The organism is Morococcus cerebrosus, from assembly GCF_022749515.1.
GTDB classification, from domain to species: Bacteria; Pseudomonadota; Gammaproteobacteria; order Burkholderiales; family Neisseriaceae; genus Neisseria; species Neisseria cerebrosa.
On sequence record NZ_CP094242.1, the window covers coordinates 1150077 to 1176961 of the forward strand.

Annotated in this window: 21 protein-coding genes and 3 pseudogenes; 11 read left to right on the forward strand and 13 right to left on the reverse strand. The window is 52.3% G+C overall.

The window, feature by feature from the left end; genetic code table 11:
• Positions 1-21 precede the first annotated feature (21 nt).
• The 5 genes and pseudogenes from MON37_RS05275 to MON37_RS05295 all read right to left on the reverse strand — a co-directional run.
• Positions 22-1446: a DNA sulfur modification protein DndB gene (locus MON37_RS05275; RefSeq protein ID WP_039404624.1), complete on the reverse strand. Its 1425-nt coding sequence runs from the start codon at positions 1444-1446 to the stop codon at positions 22-24.
• Positions 1443-2795 (reverse strand): restriction endonuclease subunit S, encoded by a 1353-nt coding sequence (locus MON37_RS05280; RefSeq protein ID WP_052242804.1) that lies wholly within the window; start codon positions 2793-2795, stop codon positions 1443-1445. Before MON37_RS05280 ends, MON37_RS05275 begins: the two co-directional genes overlap by 4 nt.
• Entirely contained in the window at positions 2782-4944 is a 2163-nt protein-coding gene (locus MON37_RS05285; RefSeq protein WP_039404621.1) for a type I restriction-modification system subunit M, read from the reverse strand. Before MON37_RS05285 ends, MON37_RS05280 begins: the two co-directional genes overlap by 14 nt.
• Before the next feature lie 110 nt (positions 4945-5054).
• Positions 5055-6485, reverse strand: coding sequence for an efflux transporter outer membrane subunit (locus MON37_RS05290; RefSeq protein WP_242883801.1), 1431 nt, complete (start codon positions 6483-6485; stop codon positions 5055-5057).
• Positions 6486-6717: 232 nt separating this feature from the next.
• Positions 6718-7590, reverse strand: a pseudogene (locus MON37_RS05295) (IS5 family transposase); the annotation flags it as partial.
• Positions 7591-7630: 40 nt separating this feature from the next.
• Between MON37_RS05295 and MON37_RS05300 the strand changes: the two are divergent.
• A protein-coding gene (locus MON37_RS05300) for an IS5 family transposase (protein ID WP_242883556.1) occupies positions 7631-8423 on the forward strand; the annotation gives its coding sequence in 2 pieces (ribosomal slippage) (positions 7631-7894 and positions 7896-8423; 792 coding nt in all).
• 6 nt (positions 8424-8429) lie between these two features.
• Here MON37_RS05300 and MON37_RS05305 read toward each other — a convergent pair.
• The 4 genes and pseudogenes from MON37_RS05305 to MON37_RS05320 all read right to left on the reverse strand — a co-directional run.
• Positions 8430-8570: pseudogene (locus MON37_RS05305) on the reverse strand (IS5/IS1182 family transposase); the annotation flags it as partial.
• A gap of 165 nt (positions 8571-8735) precedes the next feature.
• Positions 8736-9251 (reverse strand): single-stranded DNA-binding protein, encoded by a 516-nt coding sequence (locus MON37_RS05310; RefSeq protein ID WP_003742079.1) that lies wholly within the window; start codon positions 9249-9251, stop codon positions 8736-8738.
• Positions 9252-9254: 3 nt separating this feature from the next.
• On the reverse strand, positions 9255-10637 hold the full coding sequence (locus tag MON37_RS05315) for an MFS transporter (RefSeq protein ID WP_039405656.1): 1383 nt from the start codon (positions 10635-10637) through the stop codon (positions 9255-9257).
• A gap of 129 nt (positions 10638-10766) precedes the next feature.
• Positions 10767-11396: a lytic transglycosylase domain-containing protein gene (locus tag MON37_RS05320; protein ID WP_039405653.1), complete on the reverse strand. Its 630-nt coding sequence runs from the start codon at positions 11394-11396 to the stop codon at positions 10767-10769.
• A 280-nt stretch (positions 11397-11676) separates the two neighbouring features.
• Between MON37_RS05320 and ppx the strand changes: the two genes are divergently transcribed.
• Positions 11677-13185, forward strand: coding sequence for an exopolyphosphatase (ppx, locus tag MON37_RS05325; protein ID WP_039405651.1), 1509 nt, complete (start codon positions 11677-11679; stop codon positions 13183-13185).
• 149 nt (positions 13186-13334) lie between these two features.
• Here ppx and argB read toward each other — a convergent pair whose 3' ends face one another.
• Positions 13335-14225 (reverse strand): acetylglutamate kinase, encoded by an 891-nt coding sequence (argB, locus tag MON37_RS05330; protein ID WP_039405649.1) that lies wholly within the window; start codon positions 14223-14225, stop codon positions 13335-13337.
• 309 nt (positions 14226-14534) lie between these two features.
• On the opposite strand from argB, the gene MON37_RS05335 reads away from it, so the two are divergent.
• From MON37_RS05335 to MON37_RS05345, 3 genes are all read left to right on the forward strand, one after another.
• Entirely contained in the window at positions 14535-15665 is a 1131-nt protein-coding gene (locus MON37_RS05335) for a M14 family metallopeptidase (protein ID WP_039405643.1), read from the forward strand.
• A gap of 111 nt (positions 15666-15776) precedes the next feature.
• Positions 15777-16631, forward strand: coding sequence for a prolipoprotein diacylglyceryl transferase (lgt, locus tag MON37_RS05340; RefSeq protein WP_039405640.1), 855 nt, complete (start codon positions 15777-15779; stop codon positions 16629-16631).
• Between the two features lie 191 nt (positions 16632-16822).
• The gene (locus MON37_RS05345; protein WP_003767024.1) at positions 16823-16969 is read left to right on the forward strand and encodes a hypothetical protein; all 147 of its coding nucleotides are present in this window, start codon (positions 16823-16825) and stop codon (positions 16967-16969) included.
• A 126-nt stretch (positions 16970-17095) separates the two neighbouring features.
• On the opposite strand, the gene MON37_RS05350 is transcribed toward MON37_RS05345, so the two are convergent.
• Positions 17096-17692, reverse strand: a complete 597-nt coding sequence (locus MON37_RS05350; protein ID WP_039405638.1) for a LemA family protein — start codon at positions 17690-17692, stop codon at positions 17096-17098.
• 206 nt (positions 17693-17898) lie between these two features.
• Here MON37_RS05350 and MON37_RS05355 point away from each other — a divergent pair.
• Positions 17899-18033, forward strand: a pseudogene (locus tag MON37_RS05355) (IS5/IS1182 family transposase); the annotation flags it as partial.
• Here MON37_RS05355 and MON37_RS05360 read toward each other — a convergent pair.
• On the reverse strand, positions 17993-19087 hold the full coding sequence (locus MON37_RS05360; RefSeq protein ID WP_039405635.1) for a metallophosphoesterase: 1095 nt from the start codon (positions 19085-19087) through the stop codon (positions 17993-17995). The pseudogene MON37_RS05355 and the gene MON37_RS05360 sit on opposite strands and share 41 nt — an antisense overlap.
• A 132-nt stretch (positions 19088-19219) precedes the next feature.
• On the opposite strand from MON37_RS05360, the gene MON37_RS05365 reads away from it, so the two are divergent.
• A complete protein-coding gene (locus tag MON37_RS05365) occupies positions 19220-20128 on the forward strand; it encodes a Dyp-type peroxidase (protein WP_039405632.1) in 909 nt (302 codons plus the stop codon).
• Positions 20129-20295: 167 nt separating this feature from the next.
• Positions 20296-21261, forward strand: coding sequence for an IS30 family transposase (locus tag MON37_RS05370; RefSeq protein WP_242883537.1), 966 nt, complete (start codon positions 20296-20298; stop codon positions 21259-21261).
• A 63-nt stretch (positions 21262-21324) separates the two neighbouring features.
• Here the strand turns inward: MON37_RS05370 and clpB are convergent, their stop codons facing one another.
• Positions 21325-23898: an ATP-dependent chaperone ClpB gene (clpB, locus tag MON37_RS05375; RefSeq protein ID WP_003766015.1), complete on the reverse strand. Its 2574-nt coding sequence runs from the start codon at positions 23896-23898 to the stop codon at positions 21325-21327.
• 263 nt (positions 23899-24161) lie between these two features.
• Between clpB and trpS the strand changes: the two genes are divergently transcribed.
• The 3 genes from trpS to MON37_RS05390 all read left to right on the forward strand — a co-directional run bounded on the left by trpS (position 24162) and on the right by MON37_RS05390 (position 26809).
• A complete protein-coding gene (gene trpS / locus MON37_RS05380; protein ID WP_039410051.1) occupies positions 24162-25172 on the forward strand; it encodes a tryptophan--tRNA ligase in 1011 nt (336 codons plus the stop codon).
• A 75-nt stretch (positions 25173-25247) separates the two neighbouring features.
• A complete protein-coding gene (locus tag MON37_RS05385; RefSeq protein WP_039410050.1) occupies positions 25248-25787 on the forward strand; it encodes a hypothetical protein in 540 nt (179 codons plus the stop codon).
• Positions 25788-25804: 17 nt separating this feature from the next.
• Positions 25805-26809: an adenosine deaminase gene (locus MON37_RS05390; RefSeq protein ID WP_029609550.1), complete on the forward strand. Its 1005-nt coding sequence runs from the start codon at positions 25805-25807 to the stop codon at positions 26807-26809.
• The last annotated feature ends 76 nt before the right edge of the window (positions 26810-26885 follow it).

Genomic DNA, 26885 nt, shown 5'->3' on the forward strand with positions numbered 1-26885 from the left:
CAGGCTACCTCAGCATGCAGATTAAAAATACCGCCGTTCTTTTAACACGGCTTCGATTTGCGTTTTCAAAACGGCTTTGAGGTTTTGATAGCCTTGAAACTCGTGTCGCAGTTCGTTGTGGTAATCCGATTTCGGGGGAGTTGGGTTTTTATCCTTATTTAACAGCAAAATATAGTCTTTTCCCTTGCCTTTTGCGTATCCAAATTCGTATAGCACATTGGCATTATTGGTGGTGATGTCGGCGATAAAAATCGAGCAGCGGTCTATTTTTTGGAAAATATCCTGTATCAAGTCGCCAGTTGGGGCATTTACCCGCATAATGGGGAATAATTGGACATTTAATCCGTGTTGAGCGGATAACTCAGTGCAAGTCTCCTCAATACTGGCATTATAGTCATCAACTGTGCTGTCATCGTAATACGGCATTGCCACGAAAATTTTGATCTCGTTGCTGTAAATCTGCTCAAACAGATCAATCATACTTTGCGGATTGATATTTTGAAGTTGATACAAGCGGTTGCCTTTTATCCAGTTGATAAATGCGGTAAACCATTTTCCATTGTCTTTTACGGCAAAGATGCACATAACTGTCAGCAGACTAACCGAAAGATGATTTTTGATGTCTTCGCTGTTTGCGATGATATCTTCTACTTTGTGGATTTTTGACTTAATTGTAGCGGCGCTGCAATTTTCCCCTAAATGCTCGTTCAATAGTTCGGTAATATTTTTGAGCAAACTGCAACGGCATTTTTCTTTTTTGCAAAATTCTGCGATATGCGGAATATGGTCAAAATCAATGGAATCAAACAAGTGCTTGGCAAGCAGGAAGCCCTCACCAAAATGCCTTCGTATTTCTCCATCTTCAAATTTGTCTTTTTGAAAAACGGCAAGCAGGTTTTCTTCAAGTGTTAGGGGTAGCCCACGGGAGTTGATATAATGGAAAATCACGCTTTGCTGTTTGTTATCCATATCATTGTCTGAAAACAAAATCAGGCAAAACGGAACTTGGTAATCCCGTTCGTCAGACTGATCTATGGCACTCAAGCGGTGGTTGCCGTCGATTCTGAGTAGCAGGCTTTCCTTTTCAATGGTAAACGAAGCCAGTTTTAGATTTTTAAATGCGCCTTTGCGGGATTTCGCTTCAGTGAGTGCAATATCAATCGGATAATTTTTCTTCTCCCCAATATTGAGTAATTGGGATTCATCTTGTGCCAAAGCAATCGGCGCATCACTGGCTAATCTGTGTCCGAGAATGATTTCAGGGAAAAACAGATATTCTCTCTGCCCCAAATAATATTTAATCTCCTCAATGTGCTGTTTGTTCAATTCCCGCTGATACGAAAATTCCGCACGGGAATGTTTTGCCAATTCTTTAATGCTGGCAAAGCCCCGCAGGCAGGTGAAGCCGCCTAACGAGCGTTCTAAAATACCTGTGAGCGTCATCATTGTGCGCCTCCCAAAATCATCTGTTCAATCTCGGCTTTGGCTTGGCTTAAAAGCTGTTCGGCTTCGGCTTGCAGGGCCGTGGCTTGGGCTTTGATGGCTTGGATATGGGCGATGATTTTTTGTTGCGTGGGTTTGTCGGGCAAAGGAATGTTGAGTTTTGCCAAGTCGTTGGGGTAAACGTGCGGCTGCCCTGCGCCTTTTTGCAACAAATAAATTTCCTGCTGTTTCACTTTCAGCACTTCTGCCAAAAATTCAGTGATCAGTTTATTTTCATCTTTGGAAAAAATGACCGTACAGTCAGAGGCAAAAATCGAGTAATCGTGATACCAGACATAGCCCGAATATGCACCGCTGGCACTGACGGTAATCACGTTGCCTTTGTGGTTGCAGACGTTGTGGCTGTACGGGCTGCTTTGTCCGCCTGCGATCACGGGGTAATCACCGCTGACGATGTCGTCTGAAGTAATGCTTTGCCCTTTTTGCAAAAAGGCGATGTTGTCCAAACGCTCATTGGGGTATTTGCCGCCTTCGATGCGGTAATGTTTGTTGAACTGGGTAAACGGGTCAAATGCACCCCCACCCACTTCGCTCATCTGCACGGTAAATATACGGCTGTTTAGGCTGTTGTCGGTTTCGGGCAGGGTAATGCCCAGCTCGCCCAACAGGTAGTCGTTGATACTGGTTAGCAGGGTTTGGGCTTGTTTTTGTTTACTGTTGCGTGCCAACAAGGCGTTTTCATAGATACGGATAATTTCGTCTTGAACGGCAAGCGGTGGGATAACAATGGGAACAGGGGCTAACTGTTGATAATTGATGTTTTTCTGTGCCGCTTGCGGAGCTAAATCTTCCAAAAACGATTTGATGAATTTGAAATAGATATTGATGTATTCCAGTCGCAAATCATCGGATTTTGGCGTGAGTGCAATCAGACTGTCAGGGTAACAGGCGGGATAGTCCAAAATGGCGGTATCGCCGATATTGGCTGCAATCGTTAGGATAACGGCTTTTTCTGTTTGTAGACGGCTGGTTTTCAAACCTAGTTTGTTTAAGGTTTGGCTATAAGTAATTTTTCCAGCATTTTGGCTGGCTTTGACAATATCGCCTGTTTGGATAAACGGGTAATCTCCGCCGTATAGTTTGGGATCGTTTCTTGGTCGATGTCCAAAACGTCCCCGTTGCATATCGATACAATCCACCATTTTGCTGACGGTGTATTTTTTCTGTTTGGCAAAAATGAAATTGTGAATGGTCTGATAGTAAAGTGGATCAATCCGCCCCTCAATTTCAGACGACCTGACTAAAAACATCTCGCCGAAAGGCAGTTTTTCTGAAAAATCAAACGTTGCCATGGTTCACCTCCTCGATAAAGCGGGCGAGTTCGGCGGCGATGGTGTCCAACTCGTTAATTGGGGTGTCTTTGCCCGTAGCGTCGTAGCCGATTTGTTCGGCAATCGCCATAAAAATCGGGTAGTCGGGAAGCTGACGGCGTTTTTCTTGTAGATATTCTTCAATCATTCGCTCTTTCAGTTCGTTAACTTTATCGCTGTATCCGCTGCTAATTTCGCTTTTCCATTCTTTATAGGCGTCGGTTTTTTTGAATTCGGCGAGTGTTCCGCTGTATTTGATACCGGTAGCATTTTTAAGTATGCTTTTTTTCTCGTTATCCCAGTCTTTGAGTTGGTTGATGTAGCGGTGGCGATTTTTTAAGGCGTTTTGAATATCGAGCTTCAGGGTTTTAATGCGTTCACTTTCGGCTTTGGGATATTTGCGTAAAAACATAACGCTGCTTTTTACGCCTGCGCCGGTGGCGGTAAAGGCGGTCTGCGGCAGGCTGACCACAGCGATAATGCGGAAGTCAGTTTCGATTTGGTCACGCACGTATTGCAGGCTGCTGTTGGTCAAAATGCCGTCAGGGATGACGATGGCGAGATAGCCACCCTCTTTGAGGAAGTTGCGGCATTGTTCGATAAACAGGATTTCGGTTTTTTGGCTTTCCCGGTTTTGTACGCCGCTGTTTTTGATGTCTAGCCAAGAAACGTCGCTCATGCCAAAGCTGTAAGTTGCAAGATAGGCTTGTTCAGTTTGTTTAACGATGCTGCCGAAAGGCGGATTGGTGATGATGAAATCAAAGTGGTTGTATTTGAAACCCAGGTTGTTGCTTTGATTTTGCAGCGCTTTGTCGCTAAGCAAGCCGTCGGCAGTGATGATATTGGTATGGCCATCATCATGAATAATCATGTTCATTTTGGCGGCACGGCTGATTTGTTCATTGATTTCGATGCCGTAAAGTTTTTTTTCGGCAAAATCGTGCCAGTGGCGGAAGTGATCAGCGCTGCCTTCGCTGTAGTATTCGTCGGCTTCTCGGCGCACTTTGTCTAATGCGTGCAGCAAAAAGCCGCCGCTGCCACAACTGGTATCCAGCACAAAATGGTCGTGGCTGATGGGCAGGACATCCACGATGAATTTCACAATGCGGCGCGGGGTGAAATATTGTCCGAAGCTGCCGCGAAAGAAGGAATCCATAAAGGTTTCAAAGGCGCGACCTTTGCTATCAAGGTCGGTTTTGCTCAGGTTTACGTCTTGCAGGTAGCCGACGATGGTGCGCACGCGCTCGGGCGTGAGGCGGATATTGTCTTTAAATACTTCGGCATCTTTCAGACGGCCCTCTTCATAAAGACCGGTAACGCGCTTGAATAATTCTTGTGTATTCTGCGCACGGTTCTTCTGCTGCTGTGTTTCGCTGCCCGCACCTTCATCTGCGGTAAGGATGATTTGAAAATCATAGGGCTCGCCATTTTTGCGCGGTTTGCGCTCGTCCCAGATTTTGCAGAAGATGAGTTTGTCGAGTTCGTCAAAGGCCTCGGAAGGATTGAGCTGGCCGCCTGCCCACAGGGCGTTGTGGGCTTGTTTGAAACGGCGGGTAAGGTCGGCTTCGTCCACAATCTGCAAATCGAAAAACTGCTGTTTGCCTGCGCCGCTGTTTTGTGTTGCGCCTTTAACGTATTTGTATGGGGCGAGTTTGTTTACACCGAAAGGCGGGATATCGGGTAGGGTGGAGCGGCTGTTGCGGTTTTTATCAACGGAAAAATATTCGTTTCTGATGGAAGATGTTACCCATACATATTTGACGTTGTTGGGCAAGGCAAAGGCGTAGGAATAGGCTTGTTCGACTGCTTGGATAAATTCGGCTTCGCTGACTTCGGCCTTTTTGCATTCCACCAAAATATGCGGCATCAGGCACTCGTCATCACGATAAACCACAATGTCCGCTTCTTTTTTCTCCGACCCCATGGTTACGGACACGAAATTGCGGACACGCTTTTGGGGATAGCCATATTGGAGGATCAGGCGGCAATAGGCTTCGGCTTGAACTTTTTCTTCAGGATTACTGAAATTGCGGGAACGTTGTTCAAAGACGTATTCGATACGGTCGGCATCGGTCAGACGGATAAGGTTGGCTTGAATGCCTTGTTTGATAAAGTCAGTTGTTTGGTTCATATTAAAATCCTGTATGAGTAGGGCGGTTTGCGCGATATTTTAGCCAAGAAGAGATTACTGGGATGGGATACTTATATTTGACCTACACGGTTTCAGATTTTCAGGCTGCCTTATTTGTCCGCCGCAAAACCTCCGCCAAAGGCGGTATTTAACGCCAGCCACGCGGTAAATAGCTTCGCCTGTGCCTGCGCCAGTTGCGCTTCGTTTTGCAGGGTTTCGTCCTGCGCGGCGAGCCAGTCAAGCTTGTTGTCCAACCCCGCGCGGTAGCGGCTTTGCGCGGCGGCGGCGTTTTTGCGGGCCAGCGCGGTCATTTCGGTTTGGTCGCGCACGGCTGCGGCAGCGGTTTCGTATTGCGTCAGCGCGTCGGCCGCCTCGCGCAGGGCGGTGTAAACGTTTTTGTTGTAACGCGCCGCCTGCTCGTCAAACTCGGCTTCCTTGCGCGACAGGTTCGCCCGCAACGTGCCGGAAGTAAAAATCGGCAGGCTCACGCTCGGCAGCAGTCCGGCGAGAAACGACGACGAATGCGGCAGGTTGCCGATTTCCACATTGGACAAGCCGGCCAGCGCCTTGATGGTAATGTTCGGATAAAACTCGGTTTTCGCGCTGGCAACCAGATGGCGGCGGGCGGTCAGTGCCTCGCGCTGCGCCGCCAAATCGGGGCGTTTGCCGAGCAAATCGGCGGTGAGCTGCGACACGGGCGGTGCGGGGGTGGTGGTGGCGGGATTGGGCGTGAAAGTGTCCAACGCCTGCGCCGGTTGTCCTGTCAGCGCGGCAAGCGCGTGGCGCACTTGGGCAATATTGCCGTCCAAATCTGACAAGGCAGCCTGAAAACGGCTGTTGCCCTGTTGCACGGCATAGAGTTTGCTCGGTGCAAGTTGTCCTGCGCGAATCAGCTCGCGCACCACCTGCTCGCGTTCGCGATTCAACTGCGCCCGCTGCGCCACGCGCTGCCGCGTTTCCAGCAGCAACTGCCATTGGCGGTAATACGTCGCCACGCCCTGCGCCAGCAGCAGCCGCGTCTGCGCGATTTCGTATTCCACGGCGCGTTGCTGCCCCAGTGCGGCTTCCAGCTGGTGCTTGTATTTGCCGAACACATCGGGCGACCATTGCCCTTGCAGTTGCAGCGATTCATAGGTGATATTGGTGCCGTGGTCGCCCAGCAGCCGCTTTTCCAAATCGCTGATGAGTTCGGGCTTCTCGCGCTCGTTTACGCCGTCGCGGTGCAGCAGTGCGCCGCTCAGCCCCAATCCAATCTTCACGCCGCGCTGCGAATCCGCCAAATCCGCCCCCGCCTGCGCCTGCCGCAAGCGCGCCTGTGCCGCCGCCAAATCGGGCGAGCGCGCGAGGGCGGTGTCAATCAGGCTGTCGAGCTTGGCATCGTTGAGCGCACGCCACCATTGCGGCGCAATCGGTGGTTGCGGTGCGGTGGAAAGACCGAGTGTTTCGGCAGTTTCCACGGCGGCGGGGGTGTGCTTGGGATGAGTGGCGCAGCCCGAAAACAGTGCGGCACAGAGGAAAAATAAAGGGAAGCGTTTGAACATTTTGAAATATATATAAACAGGAATCGGGATGATTATAACGAAAAACGTATCGGGCGGTGGTTGGAAAACTTCAACGCAAAAGGCAGAGACCTTTGCAAAATTTCTTTTCCTCCAACAACCGAAACCCAAAAACAGGTTTTCGGCTGTTTTCTCCCCCAATCACTCCTAATTTTACCCAAATACCCCCTTAATCCTCCCCGGATACCTGATAATAAGGCATCCGGACCGCCTTTTAGGCGCAAACAGGCACACTTAGCCTGTTGGCGGCTTTCAAAAGGTTCAAACACATCGCCTTCAGATGGCTTTGCGCACTCACTTTAATCTGCCCGAAATAGGCTGCCCGGGCATAGCGGAATTTACGGTGCAGCGTACCGAAGCTCTGTTAGACCACATAACGGGTTTTCGATAAATACCGGTTACGCTTCGTTTGATTTTCCGTCAGCGGACGGTTGCGGTGGGCTTTGCGCATAATGCCGTCTAACAACTGATGGTCTTCCAGATGTTGCCGGTTTTCCTTACTGTCGTAGCCTTTATCGGCATAGACGGTCGTACCTTCGGCAATGCCTTCCAACAAAGGGGACAGATGGTTGCACTCATGGGTATTGGCAGGAGTGATGTGCAGTTTCTCGATATAGCCTTCCTCATCGGTACGGGTATGTTGTTTGTAACCGAGTTTGTAGAGGCCGTTTTTCTTTGTCCAGCGGGCATCTTTATCCTTACTCGGTGTGGTTTGGCCGCTGACTTGTCCTTCTTCATCGACTTCTATGGCCTGACGCTGTTTGCTGCCGGCGGTTTGAATAATGGTGGCGTCAATGACGGCGGCGGATGCCTTCTCTACTTTTAGGTTTTTCTCGGCCAGTTGTCGGTTAATCAGTTCCAGCAATTCGGACAGGGTGTCGTCTTGCGCCAGCCAGTTACGGTAGCGGCATAAGGTGCTGTAATCGGGGATGCTCAGTTCGTCAAAGCGGCAAAACAGGTTGAAATCGATGCGGGTGATGAGGCTGTGTTCGAGTTCGGGATCGGAGAGGCTGTGCCATTGTCCGAGCAGGACGGCTTTGAACATGGACAACAGGGGATAGGCGGGACGGCCGCGGTGGTCTCTAAGAACGTGTTCATTGTCTCAGCCTCTGCTGTAAACTATCGGCATGAACAGAAAAACCTACCCAAGCGATATCAGTCGCGAGCAATTTGCGCCTCTCCTTCCCCTGCTGGAAAGTGCCCGTAAACGCACAGCGCCACGCCAGGTGGACTTGTACGATGTCTTTTGTGCCATTCTCTACCTGCAACGCACTGGCTGCTCCTGGCACGCTTTGCCGGGCGACTTCCCCAAATGGCGCACCGTGCATTCCTACTTCCAGAGATGGACCGAACCACGCGAGAGTGGCATCAGCATCCTTGAGGAAGCATTAAAAAAATCAGGTAGTTGCGGAGCGCCGCAAGCAGGGGCGCCATGAAGCAACTACTTTCCTGATTATTGATGCGCAGAGTGTGAAGAACACGGATACCGCCATGGAAAAAGGCTACGATGCGGGCAAGAAGGTTAGCGGTATCAAGCGACATATAGCGGTTGACACGCAAGGTTTGCCGCATGCCCTTGCGGTAACGACGGCGGATGTTACGGATAGAAAAGGCTGCCTGGTGGCATTGGAACGTGGGCGGGATAATCTTGGTGCGATACAAAAAATCCTTGCTGACGGTGGTTACACGGGTAAGGCATTTGCTTCGTCGGTACAGGAGTTGATTGGTGCGGAGGTAGAGATTGCCAAACGAAACGAATTGCACCGTTTTGCAGTATTGCCGAAGCGATGGGTAGTAGAGCGCAGCTTTTCCTGGTTGGAAAAGAACAGGCGGCTTTGGAAAAACTGCGAGCGTAAGTTGAGTACCAGTCTGCAAATGGTAGCTTTGGCTTTCTTGGGAGTCCTGCTACGAAGACTATGAACACGCTCTAAGGTAACGGGTTCTTTGACGATTCAGGTATTGTTCGATCGGCTGCCAATCAATCACCTGATCCAACTTCAATAATGGGAAGCGGTCGATGTGTTTGGCGATCATGGCTTGTGCGGTTTGCTGGAAGAAGGTGCTCATGAGAAATCCCCTAAATGTCTTGGTGGGAATTTAGGGGATTTTGGGGGATTTTGCAAAGGTCTCAATCCGCCTGTGTCAATAAAAGTGTAAAAAAGAGAAACCTTATTTTATAAGGTTTCTCTCATTTTTTTGTGTTATATTTTACAATATTTAATTATATGTAACTCAGAACGGAATATCGTCGTCGATGTCTTCGACAGGGGCTGCCGGTGCGGCGGGTGCTTGGCGGCGTGGGGCGGCAGGAGGCTCTTGGTTTTGCGGGGCGGCTTGGTACTGTTGTTGCGGCGCTTGTTGTTGGTAGCCGCCTTGGCTGTAACCGCCGTCGTCGTAAGGTGCGCCGCCGCTGTTGTCGTTGCGGCCGCCGAGCATTTTCATTTCATTGGCGATAATGTCGTATGCGGTGCGTTCGATGCCGTCTTTGCCTTGGTATTTACGGCTTTGGATGCGGCCTTCCAGATAAACTTGGCTGCCTTTTTTCAGGTATTGTCCGGCGATTTCGGCAAGACGGCGGTACATGGTGATGTTGTGCCACTCGGTGCGTTCCACGCGCTGGCCGTTGCGGTCGTTCCATGTTTCGCTGGTGGCGACGCTGAAATTGCAGACGGCTTCGCCGTTGGGCATATAGCGGACTTCGGGGTCGCGACCGAGACGGCCGATAAGGATGACTTTGTTCAATGACATTTTTTAAACTCCTGTGATGATGTTTTCGGCGGCCTCTTGGTCAAATCCTTTTTGCAACGCCTTGATGTAAATGGTTTGTTTGTCTGCGCTGAAGGTAATGCTTTCGACGCCTTCGACTTGGGACAATGCTTGGTAGAGCGAATCGTGTTTTTCCTGCCATGCGCGGCTGACGGGATAGCTGAGGTTTCTGACGGGTTTGGGCGCGGGTGCGAGTACGGCGATGACCAGCCATAACAGCATCAATATGCTGCAAAAGGTGAAAACGCCTGCAAAGCCGTATTGTTGAAACAGCCATCCGCCGCTTGCGCCGCCTACAAACAGCCCGACGGACTGCATGGTATTGTAAACGCCCATCGCCGTGCCTTTCAAATCGGCCGGTGCAATCTTAGACACCATGGACGGCAGGCTGGCTTCCAATACGTTGAAGCCGATAAAGTAAACAACCAGATAGGCGGTAATCAGCCAAATCGAGTGCATGCCGAACAATAAGCCGATTTGCGCCGCTGCGATGCAGGCGATGCCGAGGATGAAGACTTGCTTGAGCTTGTTGCGGGTTTCGCCGATGATGATGAGGGGGATCATAATCACCAGCCCTGCAATAGTCGAGGGCAGATAGACTTTCCAATGCTGGATTTTTTCCAAACCGAGCTGCGTCATGGCAAAAGGCAGGGCGGTGAACAACGCCATTTGTGCGGCATGCAGCGCGAAAATGCCGAAATCCAAGTTGAGAAGCTGGCGGTCGCGGAGGACTTCGCCCATGCGCGAGGGCTGCGCCTGTGTGTCTTCGTGCAGCTTGGACACTTCGGGATCAGGAGTCATCCAAGCGACAACGCCTATGCTGATGATGGTCAGGATGCCGGTCAGCATAAACAATCCGGGAACGCCGATAATATCGGCAATCATCGGGGCGACCACAAGGCTGACGGAAAAGGTCAAACCTATGCTCAAACCTATCATCGCCATTGCGCGGGTACGCACGCCGTCCCGGGTCAGGTCGGCAAGCAGCGCGGTCACTGCGGCGCTGACTGCGCCCGCCCCTTGGATGGCGCGCGCGGCAACCAGCATGGGCAATGAGTTGGCGGCAGCGGCGAGAAAACTACCGGCGGCAAAGACAATCAGTCCGACATAAATGGTTTTTTTGCGTCCGAATTTATCGGAGGCGATACCCAAAGGCAGTTGCAGCAAAGCCTGCGTCAGTCCGTAGATACCCATTGCCAGACCGACCAAGGTTTTGTTGTTTTCCGCGCCGGGCAACGAGGCGGCATATAAGGACAAAACGGGGAGAACCAAGAACATCCCCAACATACGCAGTGCGTAAACGCCGGAGAGGGTGGTGCTGGCACGCCATTCGTGCGGGAACATTTGGATGCGGGTGTCTTTTGCCATAAACGGTTTTTCAGACGACCCGGTAGGATTTTGAGGTCGTCTGAAATTTTAAAATTATCAGATGTGCGGATTATACAGGATTCAAAAGGGTTTGCATTTGCACGGGCCGCAGCCGTTTATACCCCGCGGTCAGCCCCATTGCCAGCGGTTGCGCCATGCGCCCAAGACGGCGTTGGGGTATTTGTTGCTGCCCAGGCTGCCGTTGAAGCGCGCCAAAGCGCGGACAATGTTGCCTTTTTCGATATTGTTGTAGTGGCGCAGGATGGTGCAGCCGTAGCGCAGGTTGGTGCGGATATCGAACAGATTGTGCGAAGGTTTGCCGATATAGTTTTTCCAAAACGGCATGACCTGCATCAGCCCGCGCGCGCCCACGCCGCTGATGGCATATTGGCGGAACGCGCTCTCGACTTCGATCAAGCCCAAAATCACTTGGGTATTCAGCCCCGCGCGGCTGCTTTCGTATTGGATGTTGATCAGCAGGCGGCGGCGTTCGGCGGCATCGGGAACGTAGCGGGCAAGGCGGGAGGACATCGCCGCCAGCCAGCGTTCGCCTTCGTTTGGATCGGCGAACACGAGGCGCGGCGGATTGACATTGTTGATGGAGCTGCGCATCACTGAAGCGACATCGTCGGCAAGCGTTTCTTCGCGTTGCGCGCCGGCGAGTGCGGCTGCAGGACTGAGCAGCAATGCGCCGCCAGCCAGTAAAAAGCGGCGGCGGGACGGGGATTCGGGCGTGAGGATCAGGTTTTCCGTTTTCATGTGTACTGTCATTCGTTTAGTCGGTTTAAAGGTCGTCTGAAAACCCTATTTTTGTTTTCAGACGACCTTTTGACGTTTGCAAAACGGCTATTATAAGAATATCTCCGTGCGGAATCAAAGGTGGCGTACATCATTGATGAGCAGATTGACTTGAAACAGACAATGCGTGATACATCAATACGGTGCAATATTGCGGCGGTTTAAAGTTGATCTGCGATATTGTCAATCAACGGCGGGACAGAGTAACATTAGAGCTTCGTTTATCCACCGGTATTTCTTCATGACCACTACGCCCACCAACGTCCTGGCATCCGTCGATTTAGGTTCCAACAGCTTCCGCCTCCAAGTTTGCGAAAACAACAACGGACAACTGAAAGTCATCGATTCCTTCAAACAAATGGTGCGTTTTGCCGCCGGTTTGGATGAACATAAAAACCTCGACGAAGCATCCCAAGAGCGCGCCTTGGACTGTTTGGCAAAATTCGGCGAACGGCTGCGCGGGTTCAAACCCGAACAAGTGCGCGTCGTGGCGACCAATACCTTCCGCGTAGCAAAAAATATCGCCCAATTCCTACCAAAAGCCGAAGCCGCACTGGGCTTCCCCATCGAAATCATCGCAGGCCGTGAAGAAGCCCGCCTCATTTACACCGGCGTCGTCCACACCCTGCCGCCCAACGGCGACAAAATGCTCGTCATCGACATCGGCGGCGGCTCGACCGAATTCGTCATCGGCTCCGACCTCCAGCCGCTCGCTACCGAAAGCCTGCCCTTAGGCTGCGTCACTTACAGCCTGCGTTTTTTCCAAAACAAAATCACCGCCAAAGACTTCCAAGCCGCTATCTCCGCCGCACGCAACGAAATCCAGCGCATCAGCAAACTCATGAAGCGTACAGGTTGGGATTTCGCCATCGGCACCTCCGGCTCCGCCAAATCCATCCGCGACCTCATCGCCGCCGAGCTGCCCCAAGAAGCCGACATCACCTACAAAGGCATGCGCTACCTCGCCGACCGTATTATTGAAGCCGGTTCCGTCAAAAAAGCCAAATTCGAAAGCCTCAAGCCCGAGCGCGTGGAAGTGTTCGCCGGCGGACTGGCTGTCATGATGGCAGCGTTTGAAGAACTCGAACTCACCAAAATGACCGTTACCGAAGCCGCTCTGCGCGACGGCGTGTTCTACGACCTGATTGGACGCGGTTTGAACGAAGACATGCGCGATCAGACGACCGCCGAGTTCCAAAACCGCTACCACGTCAGCTTCAACCAAGCCAAACGCGTCGCCGAAACCGCGCAAGCCTTTATGGACAGCCTGTGCCACGCCAAAAACGTAACCGTCCAAGACCTTGCCCAATGGAAACAATACCTCGGCTGGGCAGGCAGGCTGCACGAAATCGGACTCGACATCGCCCACACCGGCTACCACAAACACTCCGCCTACATCCTCGAAAACGCCGATATGCCCGGTTTCTCCCGCAAAGAGCAAACCATACTCGCGCAACTGGTCATCGGACACCGCGGCGACATGAAAAAAATGGCGGACATCGTCGGCAGCAGCGAAATGCTTTGGTACGCCGTCCTCTCCCTGCGCCTCGCCGCACTTTTCTGCCGCGCCCGCCTGCCTTTGGATCTGCCGCCGCAAACCCAACTGCGCGCCGACGAAACCGGCAAAGGCTTCATCCTGCGCATCAGCCAAAACTGGCTCGAACAGCACCCCCTAATCGCCGCCGCGCTCGACTACGAAAGCGCGCAATGGCAAAAGATCGATATGCCTTTTAATGTGCAACCCCAATAGGGTTGAAAATAACAAAAAGGTCGTCTGAAAATCCGTTTCTGCATTCTCTATGAGCGTTGAAACAGGTTTTCAGACGACCTTTTGTGTATTTGGTATTTGGGTATTGGCAAGGCCTGCTGTTTAACAAGCCTTGAATCATCTGCCGACCGTTATGAACTTTCACCCAAAATCATCGAGCCTATGCCCGCATCAGTGAAAATTTCCAGTAAAAGCGCGTTGGGCAGGCGGCCGTCGATGATGTGGGTGGCTTTGACGCCGTTGCTTGCCGCTTCGACGGCGGAGCTGATTTTGGGCAACATACCGCCGTAGAGCGTGCCGTCTGCGATTAATTCGCCGATACGGCTTGGGGTCAGGTTGGTCAGCAGGTTGCCTTCTTTGTCCATCACACCGGCGATATTGGTCATCATCAGCAGTTTTTCCGCGTTCAACTCTTCCGCCAGTTTGCCTGCGACCAAGTCCGCGTTGATGTTGAAGGCTTCGCCTTTTGCGCCGACGCCGATGGGCGCGACGACGGGGATGCAGCCGCGTTCGATCAAGCCTTCAATCAGGCGCACGTCTATGCTTTCGACCGTGCCGACTTGTCCGATGTCCACGCCTGCCCGTTCAGGCGTATCGACCAGCAGTTTTTTCGCTTTGATGAAATGGTTGTCGCGCCCGGTGACGCCGACCGCGCGTCCGCCCTGCAAATTAATCAGCGAGACGATTTCTTTATTGACATGACCGCCCAACACCATTTCGACGATATCCATCGTTTCGCCGTCGGTCACGCGCATGCCTTGCACGAATTCGCCTTTTTTACCGATTTTTTCCAACATTTCATTAATTTGCGGGCCGCCGCCGTGGACGATGACGGGGTGGATGCCCACCAGTTTGAGCAAAACGACATCGCGGGCGAAGCCCTCTTTCAAAGCAGGCTCGGTCATGGCGTTGCCGCCGTATTTGATGACGATGACGGAGCCGGAAAAACGGCGGATATACGGCAGGGCTTCGGCTAAAATGCGCGCTTTATCGGCTGCGGAAATGGGATGGGATTCGCTCATAATCGTGTCTCATTATTAACAATTTAATCATTATAGCGGATTACCTTTGAATCAGTAAAAATCAGCTTCGCAACTGTTTGCTGCCTCGCCGTCTTGTCCTGATTTAAAGTGAATCTGCCCTATCTTAACGTCAAAGGTCGTCTGAAACAACATTCCCCGCCCCTTATCGGTTGAGAACGCGCCCGTCGGAATGGTAGAATCAACGGATTCGGGCATATCGGTTTGACGTCGCCGACGGATACGGTTATCGCCCACACATTTTTTCAAACAACGGTTATCCGGTTCGCCCGATATACCGAGGACTTTCCCATGATTAAAATCAGCACTCAATTTGATGCCGGCTCCGTCGTCGTCAAAGACCTGACCGACCCTGCCAATATCCGCCTCGCCCTGCGTCCGGACAACGCTTCCAATTTCGCCCAATGGTTTTACTTCCGCCTGCAAGGTGCGGCGTATCAGAATTGCGTGATGCACTTTGAAAACGCGGCGGATTCGGCTTATCCGCAAGGCTGGGAAGATTATCAGGCGTGCGCCTCTTACGACCGTCAAAATTGGTTCCGCGTCCCGACCGAATACGAAAACGGCGTGCTGACCATCAACCATACGCCTCTCTCCAACAGCGTTTACTACGCCTATTTCGAGCCCTACTCCCACGAGCAGCATTTAAACCTCTTGGGCGACGCGCAAGGCAGCGGGCTTTGCCGCATCGACGACTTGGGCAGCACGGTGCAAGGCCGCGACATCAATCTGCTGACCATCGGCAACCAAGTCGAAAGCGACATGAAAATCTGGATTATCGCCCGCCAACACCCGGGCGAAACGATGGCGGAATGGTTTATCGAAGGGCTGCTCGGCCGCCTGCTCGATCCGCAAGACCCGACCGCGCGCACCCTGCTCGACCGCGCCACTTTCTACATCGTGCCGAACATGAACCCCGACGGCTCGGTATTGGGCAACCTGCGCACCAATGCTGCCGGCGCAAACCTCAACCGCGAATGGGAAAACCCGACTTTGGAAAAAAGCCCGGAAGTCTTCCTCGTGCGCGAAAAAATGCTGGAAACCGGCGTGGATTTGTTCCTAGACATTCACGGCGACGAAGGGCTGCCGTTTGTCTTTGTCGCCGGTACGGAAGGCGTGCCGAACTACAATCCGCGCATTGCCGCGTTGGAAACTCAGTTCAAAACCGCCCTGCTCTCCGCCAGCCCCGACTTCCAAGACGAATACGGCTATGAAAAAGATGCGCCCGGTCAGGCAAACATGACGCTCGCGACCAACTGGGTGGGCAATCATTTCGACTGCCTCGCCTATACGCTCGAAATGCCGTTTAAAGACAACGCCAACCTGCCCGACGATGACTTCGGCTGGAACGGCCAACGCTCCCTGCGTTTGGGCGAAGCCATGTTGTCGGCTGTTTTGAACGTTGTCGATGATTTACGATAATTATTTTTCCCTATCACACAAAAGGTCGTCTGAAAATCCCAATCGGCATTTTTAGACGACCTTTGTCGGGCTAAAACACATAAACCGCCCTTCCCATAAGGAACACACATCATGATGATACATCCGCAGTTTGACCCCATTGCAATCAGTATCGGACCAGTCGCCATCCGCTGGTATGCCCTCAGCTATATCGTCGGCTTTATGCTCTTCCTATGGCTGGGCCGCCGCCGCATCAAACAAGGCAACACCGCCTTTACCCAAGAAATGCTCGACGACTTCCTGACTTGGGGCGTGTTGGGCGTCATCCTCGGCGGACGGCTCGGCTATATCCTGTTTTACAAATTCTCATACTACCTCGACCATCCGCTTGAAATGCTCAAAGTTTGGGAAGGCGGCATGTCGTTCCACGGCGGCTTCTTGGGCGTCGTCATTGCCATGTGGCTGTTCAGCCGCAAACACAAAATCAGTACCTTGAAAACCATGGATTTCGTCGCACCGCTCGTTCCGCTGGGTTTGGCTTCCGGCCGTATCGGCAACTTCATCAACGGCGAACTCTGGGGCCGCATTACCGACATCAACGCCTTTTGGGCAATGGGCTTCCCGCAAGCGCACGCAGAAGACCTCAACGCCGCCGTGCGTAACCCGCTTTGGGCGGAATGGATGCAGCAATACCACGTCCTGCCGCGCCACCCTTCGCAACTCTACCAATTCGCCCTTGAAGGCATCTGCCTCTTCATCGTCGTATGGATTTTCTCCAAAAAACCGCGTCCGACCGGACAAGTCGCCTCCCTCTTCCTCGGCGGCTACGGCTTCTTCCGCTTCATCGCCGAATATGCCCGCCAGCCCGACGACTATCTCGGCCTGCTCACCTTGGGCTTGTCGATGGGACAATGGTTAAGCGTTCCGATGATTGTTTTGGGTGCCATCGGTTTTGTTTGGTTCGGTAAGAAAAATCGCCTGAACTGATGCCCAAAGGTCGTCTGAAAACCCAAACGGGACGCGATAACCAGCGTTCCGTTATCACGTCAGCTATTCCAAACCGGCACGATTTGCGATTCATCAAACCGAATCGCAAAAAATCTTAAATCCGACTTGGTTTATCCGCCGCCCGATGGTATCGTGGTACACCTTTCCATCTTTTTTAAAGAGAGCCCAAAATGTCAGAAGAAAACAAAATCAAAGTCAACGACCTGCCCGAAGACAAAAAAGAACAGTCTGAAGAAGTCGAGTTGCCCGTAGTCAACAACGAAGAAAAACGCGGCGGACACAGCGAAGGCGGTTGCTGCGGCGCATGCGGCGGTTGATTCCGTTTTGAAAAACAAAGGTCGTCTGAAAACCTGAAACATGGTTTTCAGACGACCTTTTTATCGGACAAGGGATGATGACGATAAGGGAGTCCCATCCAAACCCGTCATACTTTCAAATAAGGATTACGAACGAGCCAGTAAATGTTTGCTCATTTGAGGGCCATTGTTGTCTTCAAATTTAATCAGGCTTGCTTTGACATGATAGCCCAATACCTTCGCAATAATTCCGCTCGTGGACTTTCTCAGTATGCGGTTGTAGCGTTCTGCGGAGCGGTTGTAAGCACGGCGCGCGGAAACAACGTCGTTTTCAGCTGCATCCAGCATTTCAAGCTGGCTTTTCAACCCTTCGTCGGGTCGTTGTTTTAAGTTTTTTTCCAAAGCTTCCTGCAAGCTTCGGAGCAATTTGTTTAATTCTGCTTCCGCATTGCACAGGCGGGAGAGCGATTCCGGCGAAAAAGATTTGGATGCCTGGCTCAATATTGCTTCTGCATCGCCACAGGCGGACAACAAACCTTTATCCATATCGTCACCTTCGCGCCCCAAGTAGATTTTTGACGCATCTAAAACATGTCTGACTGCCTGGTGCCTACACGCCAAAGCGATACGCAATGCAACGAAAGATTCTTGGTAATCTTTTTTACAACGGCTGAGCTTTTGTTTGAAATTAATCAGCAGAAAGCCCAATATCACGGCGATGAAAATAAGACTAATGATTCCCATAATGCTCATCCTTGATTATTTATTGAAGTAATGTGTTGAGTATTTTGCAGATTTTTCGCGAACGAAAACCAATCCGCAGAGTTGATTTAGTTTGATGGCATTATAACCCAAATAGATTTTTTTTGCCCATAAGTCATAAAAAAGGCCGTCCGAATTTTGTTTCAGACGACCTTTTTCATACACCTTATATCTTCATTTCAATAAGTTATAGTGGATTAAATTTAAATCAGGACAAGGCGACGAAGTCGCAGACAGTACAAATAGTACGGCAAGGCGAGGCAACGCCGTACTGGTTTAAATTTAATCCACTATACTTCCCTTCACATCAATCACCCACACTTCCGACTGCGAACCCAAGCGCAGCGGAATCCCCCAGAAACCGTAGCCGGACGTAACAAAAAAGTGTCTTCCGCCGATTTCCTCGTAGCCGTAGGCAAGGCGGTAGAGCGTGCGCACAATCAGGTTTGCCGGCGCGATTTGACCGTTGTGTACATGGCCGGAAACTTGAACATCGATAGGCAGCGTGGCGTGTGTCTCGACTTCGGTCGGGCGGTGGTCCATCAGCAAAACAGGCTGGTCGGTATTGTGGTTTTCCAGCAACTGCGCGACAGACGGACGTTCGTGATCCAAGTCATCGTTGCGGCCGACGAGCAGGAAAGCATCGTGTTGCAACACTTGGTTGCCGAGTACGGTAATGCCTGCCGCTTCGAGGTCATGGCGGATGCGCGCGCTGTCGCCGAACATATCGTGGTTGCCCAAAGTCGCGTAAACGCCCAACGGCGCTTTCAGACGACCCAGATGCGGCTGCATATTCTCTTTGCGGTAGGCATCGACGTTGTCGTCCATCAAATCGCCCGGCAACAGGATTAAATCGACTTTTTCGCGGTTCATGATGTCCACCAGCTTATCCAGTTGCCGCGCGCCGAACAAAATTCCCAAGTGCAGGTCGCTTGCCATGCCGATACGCAGCGGTTTGTCCATTTTCTTATCAATCACGACGGTCTGATGACGAACAACGGGCGTATAGGCGTTGTACATCCCAAAGCCGACCAAGCCGAACACAAACAGCGGCGCAAACAAGCGCAGGCTGCGCGACAGCGACCGGCTGGCCACGAATTTGCGCAGCAGCAGAAACAGGATAAACGTCGCCAATGCCGCATACATCACAAACAGCAGCAACACCATCCAAAACGCCATGATGCGGAACATAAAATGTCCCAATTCCAACAAAAGCCCCGCCAACAGGCCGTTAGTCACGAAATACGACACCCCCATCAGCCAACGCCTGCCCGCCTTGCCGACCACCGGCGCGAACAGCCATTGCAACGAACGCCCCAGTCCGAACGTGAAAAGCTGGAGCAATACAATCATAATCAAAAACATCGTACCGAACATAAAGCGAACCTGTTGAAAATCAAAAAACAAACGGCGGATTCTATCATATCCGCCCTTTCAGACGAGGTCGTCTGAAAACCTTAAGTGCTATAATACCGCCTGAAAAATCCAATAAACCGAAAAGGAAACACAATGCCCCGCCCGCAAACCGCCATCATCCCCGATCACGCCCAAGCCGGCATATTTATCGAAGCCGACATCCGCGGCGGTCGCTACGATGACATCAAAACCGCCTGCCGAAGCTCGCTTGAAGCTTTGGCGAAGCTGAAAACCCGCTTTCCCGAAGATATTTTAGGCATGACCATCGCCTTCGGCAGCGACGCATGGAAAGCATTCGGACACGCAGAAGAAGGCAGCGAAATCAAACCCTTCCCCGTCATGGGCAACGGTCTTGCGCCCTCGACCCAGCACGATATTTACATCCATATCCAAGCCTACCGCCAAAACGCCGCCTTCGCACTCGCCCAATCCGTCCTGACCGCGTTCGGCGACAGCATCAGCGTTGCTACCGAGGAACACGGCTTGCGCCTGTATGAAGACCGCGGACTGGACGGCTTTGTCGATGGCACTGAAAACCCGCAAGGCGATGAAAACGTCCGCAATGTCGCCATTATTCCCGAAGGCCGACCCGATGCCGGCGGCAGCTACGTCCTGCTGCAAAAATACCTGCACGACCTGAAAAAATGGGATGCCGTCCCCGTTGCCGAACAAGAAGCCAGCGTCGGCCGCAGCAAAGAAGCGAATGAAGAGTTCAGCAAAGACGTGCGCCTGCCCGATTCGCATTTGGGTCGCGTCAACCTGAAAGAAAACGGCGTGGGTCTGAAAATCGTCCGCCGCAGCCTGCCCTTCGGCAAAATCAGCGGCGAACACGGCCTGATGTTTACCGCCTACTGCCACACCCTGCACAACATCGAAGTACAACTTTTACATATGTTCGGCGATGCCGACGGCAAAACCGACCTGCTGCTCAAGTATCTTTCCACCGCCGTTTCCGGCGCATATTACTACGCCCCTTCGGTCGAGCGTTTGCAGGATTTGTAAAACCGCATTGCCGATGTGAAATATTGAAGCCCTAAGACGAAAGGTCGTCTGAAAACCCGTAATCAGGTTTTCAGACGACGGCGGATTCGCATTTGAAGTGCAACTTTCCATAACAGAAAAAGGCCAGTATGCGGTAGCATACGGCCTGTCCTGCAAGAAAGATTGCCATGAGCTACACACAACTGACCCAAGACGAACGATACCATATCCAATACCTGTCCCGCCACTGCACCATCGCCGAAATCGCCAAACAGCTCAACCGCCACAAAAGCACCATCAGCCGCGAAATCAAGCGGCACTGCATCCAAGGACAGCAATACAGCGCCGAAAAAGCACAGAAGCAAAGCCGGCTGACCAAACAGCACCGGCGAAAACCCTATAAGCTCGATTCGCAGCTGGTTCAACACATCGACACCCTTATCCGCCGCAAACTCAGTCCCGAACAAGTATGTGCCTACCTGCATAAACACCACGGGATCACACTCCATCACAGCACCATTTACCGCTACCTTCGCCAAGACAAAAGCAACGGCGGCACTTTGTGGCAACACCTCAGAATATGCAGCAAACCCTACCGCAAACGCTACGGCAGCACATGGACCAGAGGCAAAGTGCCCGACCGCGTCGGCATAGAGAACCGACCTGCTATCGTCGACCGGAAAACCCGCATCGGCGATTGGGAGGCCGACACCATCGTCGGCAAAAATCAGAAAAGCGCGTTATTGACCTTGGTCGAACGCACTACCCGCTACACCATCATCTGCAAATTAAAGAACTTAAAAGCCGAAGACACTGCCCGGGCGGCCATTAGGGTATTAAAGGCATATAAAGCCAGAGTCCACACCATCACCATGGATAACGGCAAAGAGTTCTACCAACACACCAAAATAGCCAAAGCATTGAAGGCGAAAACCTATTTTTGCCGCCCTTACCATTCTTGGGAAAAAGGGCTGAATGAGAACACCAATGGACTCATCCGGCAATATTTCCCCAAACAAACCGATTTCCGAAACATCAGCGATCGGGAGATACGCAGGGTTCAAGATGAGTTGAACCACCGGCCGAGAAAAACACTTGGCTACGAAACGCCAAGTGTTTTATTCTTAAATCTGTTCCAACCACTGGTACCCTAGTGTTGCACTTGAAATCCGAATCCAAGGACCTTTTTTATCACTTTATCTCAATCTACACTCAAATCAAGCAAACACCAGCTTGCCACCCTCTTCTTTCACATGAATCGTGCTGTCGGGCGTGTATTTGCCTTCGAGCAGGGCTTTGGCCAGCGGGTTTTCGATTTCCGACTGGATGGCGCGTTTGAGCGGGCGTGCGCCGTACACGGGGTCGAAACCGGCTTTGGCAATCAAATCCAAGGCGGCATCGTCCACTTTCAGGTGCAGGTGCTGCGCTTCTAGGCGTTTTTCCAAGCCTTTGAGCTGGATTTTCGCGATGTTGCGGATATTCTCCTGATTCAGTCCGTGGAACACGACCACTTCGTCGATGCGGTTGATCATTTCAGGACGGAAGTAGGCTTTCACTTCTTCCATCACCGCTTCTTTCACGGCTTCGTAATCCTGCGTACCCATTTGTTGGATGTGCTGGCTGCCGATATTGGAAGTCATGACAATGACGGTGTTTTTGAAGTCCACGGTACGGCCTTGTCCGTCGGTCAGGCGGCCGTCATCCAATACTTGCAGCAGGATGTTGAACACGTCGGGATGGGCCTTTTCCACTTCGTCCAAAAGAATCACGCTGTACGGTTTGCGGCGGACTTGTTCGGTCAGGTAGCCACCCTCTTCGTAGCCGACATAGCCCGGAGGCGCGCCGATCAGGCGGGCAACGGCGTGTTTTTCCATGTATTCAGACATGTCGATACGGATGAGGTGGTCTTCGCTGTCAAACAGGAAGCCTGCCAAGGCTTTGCACAACTCGGTTTTACCCACGCCGGTCGGACCTAGGAACAGGAAGCTGCCGTAAGGTTTGTTCGGATCGGCAAGGCCGGAGCGGCTGCGGCGGATGGCGTCGGACACGGCACGCACGGCTTCGTCCTGACCGACCACGCGGCGGTGCAATACTTCTTCCATTTTCAGCAGCTTGTCGCGTTCGCCTTCCATCATTTTGGACACAGGAATGCCGGTCATGCGTGATACGATTTCGGCCACCTCGTCCGCGCCGACTTCGGTGCGGAAGAGTTTGTTTTGTTTTTTGCCGTCGGGGTTGCTTTCCGCCGCCTGCAACTGTGCACCCAATTTCGGCAACTCACCGTATTCGAGCTCAGACGCGCGGGCGAAGTCGCCTTGGCGTTTGGCCTGCTCGATTTTGACTTTGATGTCGTCCATCTGTTTCTTGATGTCGGCGGTGCTGGAAGACGCGGCTTTTTCGGCTTTCCAGATTTCGTCCAAATCGGCGTATTCTTTTTGCAGGCCGTCGATTTCCTCGTCTATCAGTTCCAAACGTTTTTTGCTGGCGTCGTCGCTTTCTTTGGCAACGTGCATTTTTTCCATTTTGAGCTGGATGATGCGGCGGTCGAGTTTGTCCATCTGCTCGGGTTTGCTGTCCAACTCCATTTTGATGCGGCTGGCGGCTTCGTCAATCAAATCAATCGCTTTGTCGGGCAGGAAGCGGTCGGTGATGTAGCGGTCGCTCAATTCCGCGGCGGCAACGATGGCGGGGTCGGTGATGTCGATGCCGTGGTGGATTTCGTAACGTTCCTGCAAACCGCGCAGGATGGCGATGGTGTCTTCCACACTGGGTTCGCCGACCAATACTTTTTGGAAGCGGCGTTCGAGTGCCGCGTCTTTTTCGATGTATTGGCGGTATTCGTCCAAGGTGGTCGCGCCGATGCAGTGCAGTTCGCCGCGCGCCAAAGCCGGTTTCAACATATTGCCCGCGTCCATCGCGCCGTCAGTTTTGCCTGCGCCGACCAAAGTATGGATTTCATCGATGAAAATCAGGGTGTTGCCGTCGTCTTTCGCCAAATCGTTCAATACGCCTTTCAAGCGTTCTTCAAATTCGCCGCGGTATTTCGCACCGGCAATCAATGCCGCCAAATCCAAAACCAGCAGGCGTTTGTTGCGCAGGGATTCAGGCACTTCGCCGTTGACAATGCGTTGTGCCAAGCCTTCGACGATAGCGGTTTTACCCACGCCCGGTTCACCGATCAGCACGGGGTTGTTTTTGGTGCGGCGTTGCAGCACCTGAATCGCGCGGCGGATTTCGTCGTCACGGCCGATAACGGGGTCAAGTTTGCCGTCGCGGGCGCGCTGGGTCAGGTCGAGCGTGTATTTTTTCAACGCATCGCGTTGGTCTTCGGCATTAGCATCGTTCACGTTTTGTCCTCCTCGTACCGCGTCAATCGCGGCATTGATATTTTGTTCGGTCGCACCGGCTTCTTTCAGGATTTTGCCGGTCGCATCGTTCTGCTGCACCAAGGCAAGCAGGAAAAGTTCGCTGGCGATATAGGCATCGCCGCGTTTGGTTGCCGCTTTGTCCATCAGGTTCAACACCGCCTGCAATTCGCGGCTGGGCAGAATATCGCCGCCCTGGCCGGACACTTTCGGCAGGCTGTTTAAATGCTGCTGCAAACGCTGTTTCACCTGCGGCACGTTCACGCCCGCATGAGCCAAGAGCGCGGCGGCTCCGCTGTTTTGATCGTCAAGCAGGGCTTTCAGTACGAAGCCCGCTTCCAGATAGCTGCTGTCCGCAGCCAACGCCAAACTCTGAGCTTCTGCAAGGGCTTGTTGGAATTTGGCGGTTAATTTATCGAATCTCATCTTTAGGTTTCCTTTTCTTTTGAAATATCATTCTAATGAATGCTATATAGTGCCGCCTGTGGATAACTCAAGGGGGAAAATCTAAGAAAATATTGAAAAAATAATATCTTTATGTTTTTAAAGAAAATTTAATAAAAAAAGCTGTGAATAAGTCCATATGCCAATTATAAAAAGGTCGCCTGAAAACTCGTTGGGAATCAGGTATAATCCATCCCTATTTCATTTTCAGACGACCTTGAGCCATTTCATTTAAGGATATTCCCATGAGCAAAAAACGCGTCCTCACCGGCGTAACCACCACCGGCATCCCGCATCTGGGCAACTACGTCGGCGCCATCCGCCCCGCCGTCCGCGCGGCGCAAAACCCCGATACCGAATCCTTCCTCTTCCTCGCCGACTACCACGGCATCATCAAATGCCACGAGCCGGAGATGATTCACCAATCCACCCAGGCCGTTGCCGCCACTTGGCTTGCCTGCGGACTCGACCCCGAGCGCACCACCTTCTACCGCCAAAGCGACATTCCCGAAGTGATGGAATTGAACTGGATTCTGACCTGTATCACCGCCAAAGGTCTGATGAACCGCGCCCACGCCTACAAAGCCGCCGTGCAGGCAAACGCTGAAAACAATCAGGAAGACCCCGACCACGGCGTAGAAATGGGCCTGTACAGCTACCCCATCCTGATGACCGCCGACATCCTCATGTTCAACGCCAACGAAGTGCCCGTCGGCCGCGACCAAATCCAACACGTCGAAATGGCGCGCGACATCGCCGGTCGCTTCAACCACCGCTTCAAAGAAGTCTTCACCCTGCCCGAAGTGAAAATCGACGAAAACGTCGAACTCTTGGTCGGCTTGGACGGACGCAAAATGTCCAAGTCCTACGGCAACACCATTCCGCTTTGGGAAAACGACAAGAAAACCCAAAAATCGGTCAACAAAATCATCACCAACATGAAAGAGCCGGGCGAGCCGAAACAGCCCGACGAAAGCCCTTTGTTTGAAATCTACAAAGCCTTCTCCACGCCGTCTGAAACCGCAGCGTTTACGCAAATGCTGGCTGAAGGTCTGGCATGGGGCGAAGCCAAAAAACTCTTGGCCGCCAAAATCAACGCCGAGCTGGCTGAACCGCGCGAACGCTACAACGCGCTGACCGCAAATCCTTCGCAAATCGAAGACATCCTGCAGGTGGGCGCCGCCAAAGCGCGCAAAGAAGCACGCGAACTGCTGGACCAAGTACGCGACGCCGTCGGCATCCGCCCATTGAAGTAAATCTCAAAAGGTCGTCTGAAAAAGCAGCCCACTATTTTCAGACGACCTTTTCCTGTTTAAAACAAGGAATATCCGATGAAAGCCTTTCCGATTCTCTTATCCGCCCTTTTGCTCGCCGCCTGCGGCAAATCCGAAGCCCCGGCCGAGCCCGCCCAAAATGCCGCCGAAGCCGCGCCCAAACCCGTATTTAAAGTCAAATACATCGACAACAACGCCATCGCAGGCTTGGATTTAGGTCAAAGCAGCGAAGGCAAAACCAACGACGGCAAAAAACAAATCAGCTATCCGATTAACGGCTTGTCCGAACAAAACGTCATCCAACTGATCGGCAACCACCCCAACGATTTGGAAGTCATCAGCGGCAAATGTATGGAAACCGGCGACAAAGGCGAGCCTTTGGGCTGGACTGAAAACGGCAAATGCCATGCCTTGTTTGCCAAACTGGTCGGCAACATCGCCGAAGACGGCGACAAACTAACCGGCTACCTCCTCTCCCACGCTGCCCTGCAACCCTATCAAGCTGGCAAAAGCGGCTATGCCGCCGTTCAAAACGGCCGCTACATCCTCGAACTCGACAGCGAAGGAATGTTCTACTTCCGCCGCCGCCACTATTGACCGAGCGGGTGTCGCCCATGACCGTACACACCTTAATCCGCGCCCTGCCTAAAGCCGAATTGCACGTCCATATCGAAGGCACGTTCGAGCCGGAATTGATGTTCGCCATCGCCGGGCGCAACGGCGTTTCCATTCCCTATGCGGATGTGGACGCCGTGCGCCGTGCTTACGATTTTCACAACCTCCAGTCCTTCCTCGATATTTACTACGCTGCGGCGGCGGTCTTGCTCCACGAGCAGGATTTTTACGACCTGACCACCGCCTATTTCGTCCGTTGCCGCGAGGACAACGTCGTCCACACCGAAATCTTCTTCGACCCGCAAACCCATACCGCGCGCGGCGTACCGTTTGAAACCGTCATCAACGGCATTACCCGTGCACGTCTGGAAGCGCAGGAAAAATGGGGCATTTCCAGCAGGCTGATTATGTGTTTCCTGCGGCATTTGAGCGAAGAGTCCGCGTTTGAAACGCTTGCCCAAGCGCAGCCTTTCAGACGACATATCGACGGCATCGGACTGGATTCGGGCGAACTCGGCAACCCGCCCTCGAAATTCGAGCGCGTCTTTGCCCAAGCCCGCGCCCAAGGTTTTCCCGCCGTCGCCCATGCCGGCGAAGAAGGCCCACCCGAATACGTTTGGGAAGCGTTGGATTTGCTGAAAGTCGTCCGCATCGACCACGGCGTGCGCTCCGAAGAAGACGAAACCCTTATGCAGCGCCTGATTGCCGAGCAAATGCCCCTGACCGTCTGCCCCTTGAGCAACCTCAAACTCAAAGTCGTCAGCGACCTGTCCCGGCACAACCTGCGCCGTATGCTTGAGTGCGGCGTATTGGTTACCGTCAATTCAGACGACCCCGCCTACTTCGGCGGCTACCTCAACCAAAATTTCATCGAACTTGCCGACGCATTGGATTTGAATGAAGCAGACATCCGCACCTTGTGCAAAAACTCGTTCAAAGCCTCGTTTTTAAACGAGGAAGAAAAAGCAAAACGGTACGCCGAAATCGACGGCATCCATGTTTAGACACAAAGCCGACCTGAAAAACAATCCGGTCGGCTTTGTTCTCGGTTAAAATGCGAACCGTATAAACATCGAACTT

What these genes read in the sequence shown, in the direction of transcription:
- MON37_RS05345 (WP_003767024.1), top strand. Translation starts at nt 16,823, where the DNA reads ATGTCAGAAGAAAACAAAATCAAAGTCAACGACCTGCCCGAAGACAAA.
- ppx (WP_039405651.1), top strand. Translation starts at nt 11,677, where the DNA reads ATGACCACTACGCCCACCAACGTCCTGGCATCCGTCGATTTAGGTTCC.
- MON37_RS05350 (WP_039405638.1), bottom strand. Translation starts at nt 17,692, where the DNA reads ATGGGAATCATTAGTCTTATTTTCATCGCCGTGATATTGGGCTTTCTG.
- argB (WP_039405649.1), bottom strand. Translation starts at nt 14,225, where the DNA reads ATGAGCGAATCCCATCCCATTTCCGCAGCCGATAAAGCGCGCATTTTA.
- MON37_RS05280 (WP_052242804.1), bottom strand. Translation starts at nt 2,795, where the DNA reads ATGGCAACGTTTGATTTTTCAGAAAAACTGCCTTTCGGCGAGATGTTT.
- MON37_RS05365 (WP_039405632.1), top strand. Translation starts at nt 19,220, where the DNA reads ATGCCCCGCCCGCAAACCGCCATCATCCCCGATCACGCCCAAGCCGGC.
- MON37_RS05290 (WP_242883801.1), bottom strand. Translation starts at nt 6,485, where the DNA reads ATGTTCAAACGCTTCCCTTTATTTTTCCTCTGTGCCGCACTGTTTTCG.
- MON37_RS05310 (WP_003742079.1), bottom strand. Translation starts at nt 9,251, where the DNA reads ATGTCATTGAACAAAGTCATCCTTATCGGCCGTCTCGGTCGCGACCCC.
- MON37_RS05275 (WP_039404624.1), bottom strand. Translation starts at nt 1,446, where the DNA reads ATGATGACGCTCACAGGTATTTTAGAACGCTCGTTAGGCGGCTTCACC.
- lgt (WP_039405640.1), top strand. Translation starts at nt 15,777, where the DNA reads ATGATGATACATCCGCAGTTTGACCCCATTGCAATCAGTATCGGACCA.
- MON37_RS05390 (WP_029609550.1), top strand. Translation starts at nt 25,805, where the DNA reads ATGACCGTACACACCTTAATCCGCGCCCTGCCTAAAGCCGAATTGCAC.
- clpB (WP_003766015.1), bottom strand. Translation starts at nt 23,898, where the DNA reads ATGAGATTCGATAAATTAACCGCCAAATTCCAACAAGCCCTTGCAGAA.
- MON37_RS05285 (WP_039404621.1), bottom strand. Translation starts at nt 4,944, where the DNA reads ATGAACCAAACAACTGACTTTATCAAACAAGGCATTCAAGCCAACCTT.
- MON37_RS05360 (WP_039405635.1), bottom strand. Translation starts at nt 19,087, where the DNA reads ATGTTCGGTACGATGTTTTTGATTATGATTGTATTGCTCCAGCTTTTC.
- MON37_RS05320 (WP_039405653.1), bottom strand. Translation starts at nt 11,396, where the DNA reads ATGAAAACGGAAAACCTGATCCTCACGCCCGAATCCCCGTCCCGCCGC.
- MON37_RS05335 (WP_039405643.1), top strand. Translation starts at nt 14,535, where the DNA reads ATGATTAAAATCAGCACTCAATTTGATGCCGGCTCCGTCGTCGTCAAA.
- MON37_RS05385 (WP_039410050.1), top strand. Translation starts at nt 25,248, where the DNA reads ATGAAAGCCTTTCCGATTCTCTTATCCGCCCTTTTGCTCGCCGCCTGC.
- MON37_RS05315 (WP_039405656.1), bottom strand. Translation starts at nt 10,637, where the DNA reads ATGGCAAAAGACACCCGCATCCAAATGTTCCCGCACGAATGGCGTGCC.
- MON37_RS05370 (WP_242883537.1), top strand. Translation starts at nt 20,296, where the DNA reads ATGAGCTACACACAACTGACCCAAGACGAACGATACCATATCCAATAC.
- trpS (WP_039410051.1), top strand. Translation starts at nt 24,162, where the DNA reads ATGAGCAAAAAACGCGTCCTCACCGGCGTAACCACCACCGGCATCCCG.